Here is a 13,155-nt window from a genome sequence, read left to right as displayed (position 1 = left end):
TCTGGGAAAATCGCCGAAATCGGCCAAATCACCTCTTGCAAGAAAAAAGAATCCCAGTATTTTCCCGGCTTCTTCCACAAGATGGGTTGGACAGCGCCCCGCAAACAGCGTATGAGGCGCCAGACTCAGACACGAGGATAAGCAGGCTTCCCTGAAGCCTAAAGAATTCAACGGGCCATGCGCCCCCAAAATCGAAGGTTGAGACCATGGCCGTCCAACAGAACAAAGTATCCAAGTCGCGCCGCAACAATCGCCGCGCACATGACGCTCTGGTTGCTGCGAACCCGAACGAATGTTCGAACTGCGGCGAGCTGAAGCGCCCCCACCACGTTTGCCCGTCCTGCGGTCACTATGATGATCGTGAAGTTGTTGCCATGGCCGATGAAATCGACCTGGATGACGAGGACGCAGCGTAAGGCACTTGCCCCGCGCGGGTGGGCATGTCAGAAAATCCCCGAGCATGGGATAAAGAATGACAATGAACGCCCCCAAACGCACAATCGTATCGGTCGACGCCATGGGCGGAGATCTTGGACCGGCAGCCGTCGTTGCCGGTCTTGCGCTGTCTGCGGATAAGAATCCGAATATCGGGTTCATCCTGCACGGCAACAAACCCGAACTTGAAAAACTGATTGCCCGGACAAAGGGGTTGTCTGACGTCTGTGACATTCGTCATGCCGATGAAGTTGTCACCATGGACGACAAACCAAGCTATGTGATGCGCAATGGTCAGAACACCTCGATGTGGTCGACCATTGATGCTGTCCGCAATGGCGAGGCCGACGTGGCTGTGAGCTGCGGAAACACCGGTGCGTTGATGCTTCTGTCGATGGTCCGCCTGCGTAAACTGCCCGGCGTGAACCGCCCTGCCATCGCCTGTCTCTGGCCCTCACGAAACCCTGAAGGGTTCAACGTGATGCTGGATGTGGGCGCTGATATCCGTGCCGACGACACCGACCTTTTGCAATATGCCCTGATGGGTGCCTCTTACGCACGCAACGGGCTTGGCCTTGCGCGACCACGCGTTGGACTTTTGAATGTCGGGACTGAAGAACATAAAGGCCGGCCAGAGCTGAAAAGCGCCCACGAGCTGATCGGTGACGCCGCCGAGAACGCCGATATCGACTATGTTGGCTTTGTTGAGGGTGGCGACATTCCGTCTGATCGTGTGGACGTTATTGTCACAGACGGTTTCACTGGTAATGTCGCGCTGAAAACCGCTGAAGGCACTGCAAGCCTGGTTTCTGGACTGCTGCGCGACGCGTTCAACGCGACGATCCTGTCAAAGATCTCGGCTTTGCTGGCTCTGACATCGCTGCGTCGCCTCAGCAAACGCGTGGATCCGCGCCGCAACAATGGCGGCGTGTTCCTTGGCCTGAACGGCACAGTCGTCAAAAGCCACGGATCAGCAGATGCGACGGGCATGTCAGCCGCCATCAAACTGGCTTTCCGGCTTGGGGAAAGCGGCTTTAATCAAAAGCTTGCAGCCCGGGTTGCATCTGCAGTTGCGCCAAGCCAAGATGCCTCAACAAAAAAACCGGAAGGTGAGCAGCCAGAATGACACTTCGCGCCGTGGTCAAAGGCGTTGGGCATTATTTGCCCGAACGCGTGGTTCCGAACTCGTATTTCGAAGACATTGTCGACACATCAGATGAATGGATTCGCACCCGATCCGGGATTGAACGCCGCCACTTTGCAGCCGAAGGCGAGACCACTTCGCAAATGGGTGCGCACGCTGCACGCGCCGCACTTGCCGATGCCGGGCTTGAGCCCAACGACATCGACGCAATTGTATTGGCAACCTCGACACCCGACCTGACCTTCCCGTCCGTGGCCACGATGGTCCAAAACGAACTGGGCATGACACGCGGTTTTGGCTTTGACGTGCAGGCCGTTTGTGCTGGCTTCGTTTTTGCCCTGACCAATGCCAACGCCTTGATCGTTTCGGGACAAGCCAAGCGTGTTTTGGTGATTGGGTCGGAAACATTCTCTCGCATTCTGGATATGAAAGACCGCGCTACCTGTGTTCTGTTTGGCGACGGTGCAGGAGCACTTGTTCTTGAAGCCCAAGAAGGCACTGGAACCAGCGAAGATCGCGGTATCCTGTCCGCGGACCTCAACTCTGACGGCAGCATGCGCGAAATGCTCTATGTGGATGGTGGTGTTTCGACGACGCAAACCTCGGGCCACTTGCGTATGCAGGGCAATCCGCTGTTCCGTCAGGCCGTTGGCAAACTAACCCAAACCGCCGAAGCCGCCTTGGACAAAGCTGGTCTTACAGATGACGATATCAACTGGATCGTCCCGCATCAGGCCAATATCCGCATCATTCAAGGCACTGCCAAGAAGATGGGCGTGCCCATGGATCGTGTTGTTGTCACCGTTCAGGATCACGGCAACACCTCAGCCGCCTCTATCCCGCTGGCCATGTCGGTCGCGCGCAGCGAAGGCAAGATCAAGGACGGCGATCTGTTGGTGGCCGAAGCCATCGGCGGCGGATTGGCTTGGGGGGCCGTCGTTCTGCGCTGGTAATCCAGCGTTTTACCCGAACGTCACCCTCATTACCGAACGGATCGTTGCAATTCTTTGCATTCCAGCGGTTTCACCTCAATTTGCCCCGGCAAGCTTCTGCTTTCGCAAGTCATTGATATTGACTCGGAAATTCAAAGCTTACATGCTTCACAGCAGTATCTAAACGCGCCCGGCGTCCAATCGCCAATAAATGGGCAAAAAAAAGAAATACATTCAGGGGGACAATATGAGTGAAAAGACTTTGACACGTATGGACTTGAGCGAGTCCGTGTTTCGTGAGGTTGGCCTGTCGCGCAACGAAAGCGCGCAACTTGTAGAAAACGTCTTGAACCACATCTCGGACGCGCTGGTCAGTGGCCAGAGTGTGAAGATTTCTTCATTCGGTACCTTTTCGGTTCGTGACAAAGCGGCACGTGTAGGCCGCAACCCGAAGACCGGAGAAGAAGTGCCGATCCTGCCACGGCGCGTTCTGACCTTCCGTCCTTCACATCTGATGAAAGATCGGGTCGCCGCAGGGAACAAGCGCTGATCTAGTCCGCGTGTGATCGCAAAACCGACACTGGCAGAGCAAAAAAAAGAACGGGCAGAGACATGGACAAAAAGTCACCTGACGCCTTTCGCACCATTAGCGAGGTGGCCGATTGGCTGGGCGTGCCCACACATGTTTTGCGGTTCTGGGAAAGTCGTTTCACGCAAGTGAAGCCCGTCAAACGCGCCGGTGGCCGACGGTATTATCGCCCTGCTGATATGGAGCTTCTGGGTGGCATTCGAAAGCTTCTGCACGAGGATGGCATGACCATTCGCGGCGTTCAGAAACTTCTGCGTGAAAACGGCGTCAAACATGTCGCTGCCATGTCGACCCCCTTGGACAGTGATGAATTGCGTGATCCGGATGGGTCAAACGTGGTGTCCATGACACCTGCGGCGGCGAAAGCTGAAGCGGTTGTTGAAGAACGGCCAGCTGCACCCGAAGCGGAGCCAGAAGTGGCGGAAACTTCGCTTCCTACTCAAGAGGTTAGCAAAGATACCACGCCTTCCGAGGCCGAACCTGAACCCGCAGCTGCCGCGCTTGATGAGGACGTCCCACCCACGTTGACCGACGCGCCTGAAGAGGTTGAGGAGCAGTCCACGTCTTCCGCCAGTACGCACGAGCCAGGCATGGCTAACGATCTGTTCTCTGGGCGCAGCGAAGAAACGCCTGAAGTGAGCGACCCGGTTTCCGAACCCGTCGTGGCCACGCCGGATGAAGCTGCCGATGACGCACAGGTGGACACCTCTGCCGACACTGAAGCCGAGAGTTCTTCGCCTGAACCCGCTGCAGCAATCCCCGCAGCCATCGATGTCTCGCATGTCCCATCCGATACCCCCGATGATGCGCATGCCGCAGCAGCCAGCGCATCCGTTGCGTCCCAGTTGCGCGCGCTTAAGTCTTCTGGCGGTGCCTTGCCGGATGGTGCAGCCTACGGAATGCTTGCACGTTTGAAAGAACTGGCCCAGCGAATGCCCCCTGCCCCATCAGATGATGGGCGGGCTGAATGACGCCTGCGCCGATCCGATTCAGATACTTGGATATTTCATCGGAAAGAATGCACGATTTCGCGGCTTTTCTCGCTTGCCCTGCCCGTGAAAATCACTATGTAAGAGCCTCAGTCGGGCTATGGCGCAGCCTGGTAGCGCGTCCGTCTGGGGGACGGAAGGTCGCAGGTTCGAGTCCTGCTAGCCCGACCAATTCAAAAACCGCCCGCCCGGCTTTCGGGCGGGTGTTTTTGTATCTAACAGGTCCATTTTCGGCCTGCGGCGAAGGAGGAACGCCATGAAATCCGGTGTCTTGGCGGATCATCAGATCAAACAGATGATCACAGAAGGTGGAATTTCCGCGTCCTCTCCGATTCTCAATGATCAGATTCAGCCTGCCTCGCTGGATCTGCGTCTAGGTGAAAAGGCTTATCGCGTACGCGCCTCGTTCCTTCCTGGCAAAGGCGCCACTGTGGCGGATCGCCTGTCCGAACTGACAATGCACGAGCTGTCATTGACCGGGGGCGCAGTTCTGGAGAAGGGCTGCGTTTATGTGATTCCGCTTATGGAGCGCCTAAACCTGCCCCAAGGCATGACCGCCGCTGCCAGCGCCAAAAGCTCGATTGGCCGTGTCGACCTGATGACCCGCGTGATTACCGATCAGGGGATCGAATTTGACCGCGTTCCCGAAGGATATGACGGCCCGCTCTATGCCGAGTTGTGCCCGCAGAGCTTTTCTGTGGTGGCGCAGCCCGGTCAACTTCTGAACCAAATCATTTTCCGGCAAGGAAAGACCATCCTGTCTGATGCCGAGCTGCGCGCCGTGCATGAGCGCAGCCCGATCGTCTCGGGCGATCCTGTGATCTCGGACGGGTTGGGGTTTTCGGTGGATCTGAAGCCTGCCGAGGGCGATCTGGTGGGCTACCGTGCTAAACGTCACACGGGTGTCGTGGATCTGTCGAAGCTCGCCCATTACGATCCGTCCGAATACTGGGAAGAGGTCCGGACAAACGAAGGCCGCATCATCCTTGATCCCGGCGCGTTTTATATCCTTGTGAGCCGCGAAGCCATCGCCATCCCGCCCGATTGCGCCGCCGAAATGGCCCCGTACCTTGCCATGGTGGGCGAGTTTCGCGTGCATTATGCAGGCTTCTTTGACCCCGGCTTTGGCTATGATGCGGCTGGGGGTTCTGGCTCGCGCGGCGTTTTGGAAGTGCGCTGTCACGAAGCCCCATTTGTGCTTGAGCATGGTCAGGTTGTGGGACGTTTGGTCTATGAGAATATGAGCGAAGTGCCCGAAGCACTCTACGGTGTCGACATCAAATCGAACTATCAGGGCCAAGGTCTGAAGCTGTCCAAGCACTTCCGCTAAAGCACATCAGTCGCCAGTTTAGCGTGGTCCCAAATAGGCAAGTCGATAGGCCAGTGCCACACCCAGCGCGCCACCGATGATGTTGCCGATCGTCACGTAGAACAGATTTGAAAGCGCTGCGCCTGCGGTCACATTGACGCCTGCCGCCCACCCCTGCGGGAAGAAGAACATATTGGCCACCGAGTGTTCCAATCCCAACAGCACAAATCCCGAGATCGGCCAGAGAATAGCAAGGATCTTTCCGGTGACGCTGCGCGCGGCGAATGTCAGCCAAACGGCAAGACAGACAAGCGCATTACATAACGCGCCCCGGACCAGAGCTTCCATAATGGGCAGGTTTGCCTTTGCCTCGGCCAGTTTGACAGCTGTTGCCCCAACGGCCCCATCCAGAAGCCCGGACAGCCCGAAAGCGATCCCCAGCCCCACGGCGCCGATCAGATTGCCCAGATAGACAATACCCCAGTTTCGAAACAGCTGCGCCGGCGTGATCTTCCGATCCACCGCAGCCATCACCATCAGCGCGTTTCCTGTAAAGAGCTCCGCCCCGCCGACAATCACAAGGATCAGCCCCAAAGAAAACACAACTCCACCCACAAGGCGCGACGGACCATAGCCCATGTCGACACCGGTCATGACGGTTGTGTAGGCGGCGGCGCCGAACCCGATGAAAGCCCCGGCCAAAATAGCCAGAACCAGCATTTGCGTTGCAGGAAGGGCCGCCTTGGCCACGCCCGCAGTTTCGATCAAGGCAGCGATTACAGGCGGGCGATAGGCATCGTGGGAATCTGAATCACTCATACAAAAGACGTTAGCCGATCAGATCAGACCCGTCTAATTTAAGTACCTCGGTCGGGTCAAAGGCAACAGGCTTAGTCCTCGAACAGTTCGGACTGACCTTCTGCGCTTTCCTCTTCCTCGTCGCTGACGGGGCCAGGCATGGCACCTGGGGGCGGACGGCTTTCCAAAAGCCCGGCCGAGCGCAGTTCTTTCAGCCCCGGCAGGTCGCGTGCGCTTTCCAACCCGAAGTGATCAAGGAAGCCCGGAGTTACCACAAACGTCACGGGACGGCCCGGTGTCATACGGCGGCGGCCAAAGCGGATCCACTCCATCTCGATCAGCTGATCAATTGTGCCGCGGCTAACGGATACGCCGCGGATTTCTTCGATTTCAGCCCGCGTAACCGGTTGATGATAGGCGATAATTGCCAATGTCTCGATGGCTGCACGGCTCAGCTTGCGCTGCTCAACCGTTTCTTTCTGCATCAGATAACCAAGGTCAGGCGCGGTACGGATGGCCCAAGCGTCACCCACTTTGACAACTGTCACACCGCGACCTTCATAGCGTTTGCGCAGATGCACTAGGGCCTCGGCGGCGTCGCAACCATGCGGCATCCGGTCTTCCAGCTCTTTCACGCTGACCGCTTCGGTCGACGCAAACAGGATGGCTTCGACCATACGTTCTTGTTCGCCCATTGGCGGGGCCTCGAACAGGCTCTCCTCACGCTCGGTCGTCTCGTCCTGCCCGTCACTGGGCGCGTTACCAATCACATCATCCGTCATTCGATTTCCTGCGGATTTGAATGGGCGAGAATGTCTCGCCCTGTCTAAGCTCTAGTTCACCACGTTTCGCCATTTCCAACGTGGCCGCGAAGTTCGCAGCCATGGCCGAGCGGCGTTTGGCGGGTTCAACTTCCCACCCTTCAGGCAGATAGGATGTCAGATCGGTCCAGTCGCCTGCATAGCCGATCAGACCACGCATCCGGTCCAGGGCCTGCTCCATCGTCATCACCGCGTCACGGTCCATGACGAACGGTCGAAACTCATCTTTGGTGCGGATCCGGGCGTAGCCCTGCATCAGATCCAGAAGCGTGGCGGTATAGGTCACGCGGCGTACGCGCGTCACATCTTCGGGCACACCACGAGCAAAGAAATCGCGCCCCAACTGATCGCGTGCCATCAGCTTGGCCGCGGCATCGCGCATGCCTTGTAGGCGCTCAAGCTGGAACGCAAGGTGGGCTGCAAGCTCTTCGCCGGACGGGCCTTCTTCGGTCGGATCAGGCGGCAAAAGCAGTCGGGACTTCAGGAATGCCAGCCACGCGGCCATCACCAGATAGTCCGCCGCAAGTTCAATGCGCAAATGACGCGCCCGTTCCACAAAGGCCAGATACTGTACAGACAACTCCAAGACCGAGATCTTGCGCAAATCCACTTTCTGTGTGCGCGACAGAGTCAACAGAAGGTCAAGAGGGCCCTCGAACCCCTCGACGTCAACGATCAATGCCTCGGCGGCCATCCGCTCGGACACTGACATCGCATCTTCTTGAAACTCTTCAGCTTCGCTCATCACCCGCCTGTTTCACTGCCTGACCTGTCATCAGGCTCTGAAATTCGGCGTCCAAAGCGTCAATGTCAATGGGAACGGGTGGTTTGCGCCACGAAAGCGCAGTTTCTGCCCGTGAAAGTGCATCCCCAGACAGATCTTCGCAGGCATCTGCGACCTCTTCCATCTGCTCAAGCACCCCGTTGCAGTGCAAAACGATGTCACATCCGGCCCGTAGGGCCGCGCGCGAGCGCACGGACAACGCCCCAGACAGCGCTTGCATGTTTATGTCATCGGTCATCAACAGACCGCCAAAGCCAATCTTATTCCGGATCAGAGCGATCATGTCTGGGCTTTGCGTCGCGGGATGGTCGGGATCAATGTCTTCAAAAATGATATGGGCCGACATGCCCAGCGGGAGACCTGCAAGCGGTTCAAACGCCATGAAGTCTGTCCAGCCCAGCTCTTTCGCTTTGGTTTTTACCCGTGGAAGTTCCAGATGAGTATCAAGCGTCGACCGACCGTGGCCGGGGATATGTTTGACAACGGGCAGTACGCCACCATCCAGAAGGGCTTGGGCCACGCTTGCAGCCCGTTCCGCCACTTTAACAACGTCCTCGCCATAGCAGCGATTGCGCAAAATTGGATGCGTATCGGCCGAGGCGATATCCGCCAAAGGCGCACAGTTTCCGTCGATGCCGACAGACAAAAGCTCATCCGCGATCAGGCGATAACGCACGTATAGACTGCGGACCGAAGCTTTGGGGTTGAGCTTCACCTGATCCAAAGCAGGCAGCCATTCACGCCAATAGGGCGCGCCCATCCGGGCAACGCGACCACCTTCCTGATCAATAAATATGGGAACATTACGCCCAACCGCGCCGCGAAGTTCACTGGTTAAGGCGCGCAACTGATCCGGCGCTTCAACATTGCGGGCAAACAGAATGAATCCCCAAGGCTGCACGCGTTCATAAAAGTCACGCTCGGCGCGGGAAAGGGAGGTGCCCTCGCAGCCGAATACATATGCGCCTTGGCGGGACATGGCTATCTGGTCGCAACCGGAATACAGGCGGCCTTAGACGCCATAAGAACCGAACAGAAGCGGCGTGCATCTGCCAGATCAGCAAATCCCATCGCGCGCAGGCGATAGAAGGTCTTGCCGCCTGTCTGGGCTTTCTCGATCACGCGGGCCTTGCCACCCATATAATCCTCGAAGCGGCTGGCCAGAGCGTCCCACTGTTCGCGGGCAACCTCGGCGCTGTCAAACGCACCCAGTTGAACAAGCCGCGTTCCAGCTGCCAAAGTGGCAGGGTCGACTTCCTTTGTGGCCGCTGTGGCGGTGCTGGGCGCAGGTGCTGCTGCGACCTTGGTGTTCAGATCCGAAGGCCGAACCGCAGGACGCAGAGATTTGCTGACGCCGGGAACCGACGCAGGAATGATTTTCACGCTGGGCACAGCGGCGGCGACAGTTTCTTCAACAACCGAAGGTGCAGGAACTGGTGTGGCCGCAAGCGAGGCCACGACCTCGGTCGGTTGTGCGGGGGTGTCTCCGCCCAAAACGGGCGCATTTGCGGCAACCTGTTCCGCAATCGCCAACGCAGCGGCGACCGGATCAGTATCTGCTCCGGGCGCGGCGACATAGGCCTGAATGGCCGCCGCAGGAACGGTTACATCTGTATCAGACCGGGCAACTTCCGCGCCCAAGTCTTCTTCGATGGACAGAGACGCAGGCTCAGGCGCCAAGACCAAACGGTCAGCAGGGGCCGAGGCCTCGCCTTCAGCCTGAACAGCATTCACGGCAAGACCTTGGTGATCCGCCGATTGGCCACCGGGATTGACAGGCTGAACGCGCATTGGACCTTCAAGGGCGCGCACAACCGGAATTCCCGTCACGTCGCGCATGGCCAGTTTGTATCCCCAAACGCCCAGCCCGACGATCAGGGCCAGCGAGACCGCAGCGCCCGCGTAGTTTACTAGGATTCCCCCTCTGACATTGGCAGAAGCGGGACCAGCTGGCGCGGCATAAGCAGGATCTTGGACATACCCATATTGATCGGTCTGATCATGAGGCACATGTGGAGCCGGGCCACCATGCGCCGGATGCACATAGGCTGACCCGACAGCAGGAGTGGCCACAGGACGGGTCGCATGGTCATAGTCAGGATGGTTTTGATACGCCGGATGTGGGGTGCCTTGACCCCAGTTCATTTCTGCCATTTTGCCTCACACCCGGTATTTCAGGGGCTTGGCCTTATGGCTCTCTACACACCCTGCACCGGTCAAACTGCTCTACTCGAACCCGACCGGGGCACCTTTATCAGCGCATTTCCTCAGCCGGAGTTACGCCCAAAATACCCAATCCAGACGAAATGACAACGGCCACTGCACGCGGTAGGGCAATTTTCGCCGCCGTTGAGTCATTATTGCCATCCTGAAGGAAACGCAGCTCGGGCTTGTCATTGCCACGGTTCCACAGAGCGTGGAATTCCGAGGCTAATTCATAAAGATAGAACGCAATCCGATGCGGCTCATGGGTGCGCGCGGCGATCTCGACCAAACGCGGCCATTCGGCCAGTTTCTTAGCAACGGCCAGTTCGGCTTCATCCTGCAAATGCGGGGTGTTGGTCAGGGTCACGCCCTGCTCTTCCGCCTTACGCATGACCGACCGGACCCGCGCGTGTGCGTATTGCACATAGAACACCGGATTGTCCTTGGATTGCTCCAATACTTTGTCGAAATCGAAATCCAATGGCGCATCGTTCTTGCGCGTCAGCATCACAAAACGGGTCACATCCGCGCCCACCTGATCAACTACATCGCGCAGGGTGACGAAGGTGCCAGCACGCTTCGACATTTTGAACGGCTCACCATTCTTATAAAGCTTCACCAGTTGGGTCAGCTTAATATCCAGAGGTACCCTGCCATCGGACAGGGCCGAGACCGCGGCTTTCATCCGTTTGACATAGCCACCGTGATCCGCGCCAAACACGTCGATCAGGGCATCAAAGCCCCGTTCAACCTTGTCAAAGTGATAGGCAATATCGGGTGCAAAATAGGTCCAGCTGCCGTCCGATTTTTTCACCGGGCGGTCCACGTCATCGCCATGCTCGGTCGACTTGAACAGGGTCTGCTCGCGCGGCTCCCAATCTTCGGGCTTCTTTCCCTTGGGCGGCTCAAGCACGCCTTCATAGATCAAGCCCTTGTCGGTCAGCGCCTCAAGCGCGCCTTCAATCCGGCCCGTGCCATAAAGCGATTTTTCCGAGAAGAAGACATCCATCTTCACGCCCAGCTGCGCCAGATCCTCGCGGATCAGATCCATCATCGCCTCTGTCGCAAACTCGCGGATTTCGACCAGCCATTCGGATTCCGGCTTGCCAATATAGGCATCGCCCACCTTGGCTTTCAGCGCCTGACCAACCGGAACCAGATAGTCGCCAGGATAGGTGCCATCTTCGAACGCAACCTCTTGGCCGTGCGCCTCCAGATACCGCAGATAAACCGACCGCGCCAACACATCGACCTGCGCGCCGCCATCGTTGATATAGTATTCGCGTGTCACATCATGACCGGCGAAATCCAAAAGGCTCGCCAGCGCATCACCGAACACCGCGCCACGCGTGTGCCCGACATGCAAAGGACCGGTGGGGTTCGCCGAGACATATTCGACATTTACCTTCTGCCCAGCGCCCACAGCCGACCGGCCATAGCCATCTGTCGCAAGAACCGCTTCAACCAGCCCCGTCCACACAGACGCGGACAAACGAAGGTTCAAAAAGCCCGGCCCGGCCACTTCGGCAACATCAATACGCGCATCCTCGGCCAGTTTGCCGGCCAGCACCTCTGCAATGTCACGCGGCTTCATCTTGGCAGGTTTCGCCAGCACCATGGCGGCATTGGTTGCCATATCCCCATGCGCCGCATCGCGGGGCGGTTCGACAGCCACGTTGTCAAAGCTCAGCCCCTCGGGCAAAGCGCCTTCGCTGACCATCTGGGTCAGGGCGTCGATCACAAGCGTGCGAATGTCGGCAAACAGGTTCATGGGTTTGGTCCTTTTCTCTCAGGCGCACTCCTAGCACCCCCGCCCCAAAGGTCAAGCGATGCGGGCGCTGATCCTGCACCTTCGCATTTTCTTGTCGCAAATATCCTAGGGTGAATGCGCGCAGCGCAGAGGGGCAAAGCCCCTACCCGCTCAACTCCAAACGCGCGTGTTCCTGCAGGGCAAAACGATCTGTCATTCCCGCAATGTAATCCGACACAAGCCGCGCCAAAGCGGTCTCTCCGTCTGCGGCCTCGATCTCGCGGCACCACTCATCGGGCAACTCCATTGGGTGTTCCATGAAGTGACCAAACAAATCCCCCACCACTGCGGTCACTTGCGTGCGCATTTCCACCACGGACGGAGCGCGATACATGCGGGTAAACAGAAACTTGCGGATCACTTTCAGATCGCTCCACAACTCGGGCGAAAAGCGAATGACCGCGTGATCCAAAGCCCGAATATCCTCGACCGAATGTGGATCGGCTTCCGTGAGCAGGTCTTTAGATGTCGCAAGAACATCTTCAACCATCACGCCAAAGACGCGGCGCAAGGCCTCGTGCCGCCGACGGCCTGCATCCAACCCGGGATAAAGTCCGTCCACTTCGGCAATCGCGGCCCCTACGATGGGCAGCTCGGCGATCTCTTCCATGGTAAAAAGACCCGCGCGCAACCCGTCATGCAGGTCGTGATTGTTATACGCGATGTCATCGGCCAAAGCGGCCACTTGCGCCTCAGCGCCTGCATGGGTGGACAATTCCAGATCATGAACGGCGTTATAGTCCGCCAGCGCATAGGGCAGATCGCCCGTCACCGGACCGTTATGCTTCGCAATTCCTTCCAGCGTTTCCCATGTCAGGTTCAGCCCGTCCCAATTGGCATAGTGCCGCTCGAGCGAGGTGACGATCTTCAGCGCCTGCGCGTTGTGATCAAACCCTCCATAGGGGGCCATCAGCTCGTCCAGCTTATCCTCGCCCGTGTGACCAAACGGCGTGTGGCCCAGATCATGGGCAAGCGCGACGGCCTCGGTCAGATGACTATTCAGGCCCAGCGCCCCTGCAATTGTACGCGCGACCTGCGCCACCTCGATGGAATGTGTCAAACGCGTGCGGAAATAGTCGCCTTCGTGCTCAACAAACACCTGCGTTTTGTGTTTCAGCCTGCGAAAGCCCGAAGAATGGATGATCCGGTCGCGATCCCGTTGATAGGGCTCGCGAAATTCGCTTTCCCCTTCCGCATGAAGCCGCCCCCGGCTGGCACCGGGTTGGGTTGCAAATCTGGCAAGCATGGCTGCCCCTTTCTGCCTGTCATCGCTGTCGCAATGCAGATGTCCCGTCTGCATCACAGATGTTCAGGGCGTCTTGTCGCGCCCGTCTGGCCA

13 protein-coding genes and 1 tRNA gene are annotated in these 13,155 nt (G+C 58.0%); 7 read left to right on the top strand and 7 right to left on the bottom strand.

Translation table 11 applies throughout. The features are described 5' to 3' along the window. Positions 1–206: 206 nt before the first annotated feature. From rpmF to MWU55_RS12800, 7 genes are all read left to right on the top strand, one after another. On the top strand, positions 207–416 hold the full coding sequence (gene rpmF, locus MWU55_RS12830; protein WP_108856658.1) for a 50S ribosomal protein L32: 210 nt from the start codon (positions 207–209) through the stop codon (positions 414–416). 56 nt (positions 417–472) lie between these two features. After that, positions 473–1,561, top strand: a complete 1,089-nt coding sequence (plsX, locus tag MWU55_RS12825) for a phosphate acyltransferase PlsX (RefSeq protein WP_246936571.1) — start codon at positions 473–475, stop codon at positions 1,559–1,561. After that, positions 1,558–2,532 (top strand): beta-ketoacyl-ACP synthase III, encoded by a 975-nt coding sequence (locus MWU55_RS12820; protein WP_246936569.1) that lies wholly within the window; start codon positions 1,558–1,560, stop codon positions 2,530–2,532. Before plsX ends, MWU55_RS12820 begins: the two co-directional genes overlap by 4 nt. 226 nt (positions 2,533–2,758) lie before the next feature. Beyond that, positions 2,759–3,061: an integration host factor subunit alpha gene (ihfA, locus tag MWU55_RS12815; protein WP_246936567.1), complete on the top strand. Its 303-nt coding sequence runs from the start codon at positions 2,759–2,761 to the stop codon at positions 3,059–3,061. A gap of 62 nt (positions 3,062–3,123) precedes the next feature. Continuing rightward, entirely contained in the window at positions 3,124–4,071 is a 948-nt protein-coding gene (locus tag MWU55_RS12810) for a MerR family transcriptional regulator (RefSeq protein WP_246936565.1), read from the top strand. Between the two features lie 112 nt (positions 4,072–4,183). Next, a tRNA-Pro gene (locus MWU55_RS12805) sits at positions 4,184–4,260 on the top strand. Positions 4,261–4,345: 85 nt separating this feature from the next. Then, positions 4,346–5,419, top strand: coding sequence for a 2'-deoxycytidine 5'-triphosphate deaminase (locus MWU55_RS12800; RefSeq protein ID WP_246936563.1), 1,074 nt, complete (start codon positions 4,346–4,348; stop codon positions 5,417–5,419). A gap of 18 nt (positions 5,420–5,437) precedes the next feature. Here the strand turns inward: MWU55_RS12800 and MWU55_RS12795 are convergent, their stop codons facing one another. The 7 genes from MWU55_RS12795 to MWU55_RS12765 all read right to left on the bottom strand — a co-directional run bounded on the left by MWU55_RS12795 (position 5,438) and on the right by MWU55_RS12765 (position 13,062). After that, positions 5,438–6,217, bottom strand: coding sequence for a formate/nitrite transporter family protein (locus tag MWU55_RS12795; protein WP_246936561.1), 780 nt, complete (start codon positions 6,215–6,217; stop codon positions 5,438–5,440). 71 nt (positions 6,218–6,288) lie between these two features. Further along, positions 6,289–6,978, bottom strand: a complete 690-nt coding sequence (scpB, locus tag MWU55_RS12790) for an SMC-Scp complex subunit ScpB (RefSeq protein ID WP_246936559.1) — start codon at positions 6,976–6,978, stop codon at positions 6,289–6,291. Continuing rightward, complete coding sequence (locus MWU55_RS12785) at positions 6,968–7,762, bottom strand: ScpA family protein (protein ID WP_246936557.1); 795 nt, start codon at positions 7,760–7,762, stop codon at positions 6,968–6,970. The genes scpB and MWU55_RS12785 overlap by 11 nt, the downstream gene beginning before the upstream one ends. After that, a complete protein-coding gene (locus MWU55_RS12780) occupies positions 7,749–8,780 on the bottom strand; it encodes a glycoside hydrolase family 3 N-terminal domain-containing protein (RefSeq protein ID WP_246936555.1) in 1,032 nt (343 codons plus the stop codon). Before MWU55_RS12780 ends, MWU55_RS12785 begins: the two co-directional genes overlap by 14 nt. A 2-nt stretch (positions 8,781–8,782) precedes the next feature. Continuing rightward, the gene (locus tag MWU55_RS12775; RefSeq protein WP_246936553.1) at positions 8,783–9,955 is read right to left on the bottom strand and encodes an SPOR domain-containing protein; all 1,173 of its coding nucleotides are present in this window, start codon (positions 9,953–9,955) and stop codon (positions 8,783–8,785) included. Between the two features lie 100 nt (positions 9,956–10,055). Then, positions 10,056–11,777: an arginine--tRNA ligase gene (gene argS, locus MWU55_RS12770; RefSeq protein WP_246936551.1), complete on the bottom strand. Its 1,722-nt coding sequence runs from the start codon at positions 11,775–11,777 to the stop codon at positions 10,056–10,058. Positions 11,778–11,919: 142 nt separating this feature from the next. Next, positions 11,920–13,062, bottom strand: a complete 1,143-nt coding sequence (locus MWU55_RS12765; RefSeq protein WP_246937911.1) for a deoxyguanosinetriphosphate triphosphohydrolase — start codon at positions 13,060–13,062, stop codon at positions 11,920–11,922. Between the last annotated feature and the right edge of the window lie 93 nt (positions 13,063–13,155).

Origin of the sequence: Aliiroseovarius sp. F20344 (assembly GCF_023016155.1) — a bacterium.
Taxonomy (GTDB): Bacteria; Pseudomonadota; Alphaproteobacteria; order Rhodobacterales; family Rhodobacteraceae; genus Aliiroseovarius.
The sequence above is the reverse complement of the archived record's forward strand: the minus strand, read 5'-3'. Positions and strand labels throughout refer to the sequence as shown.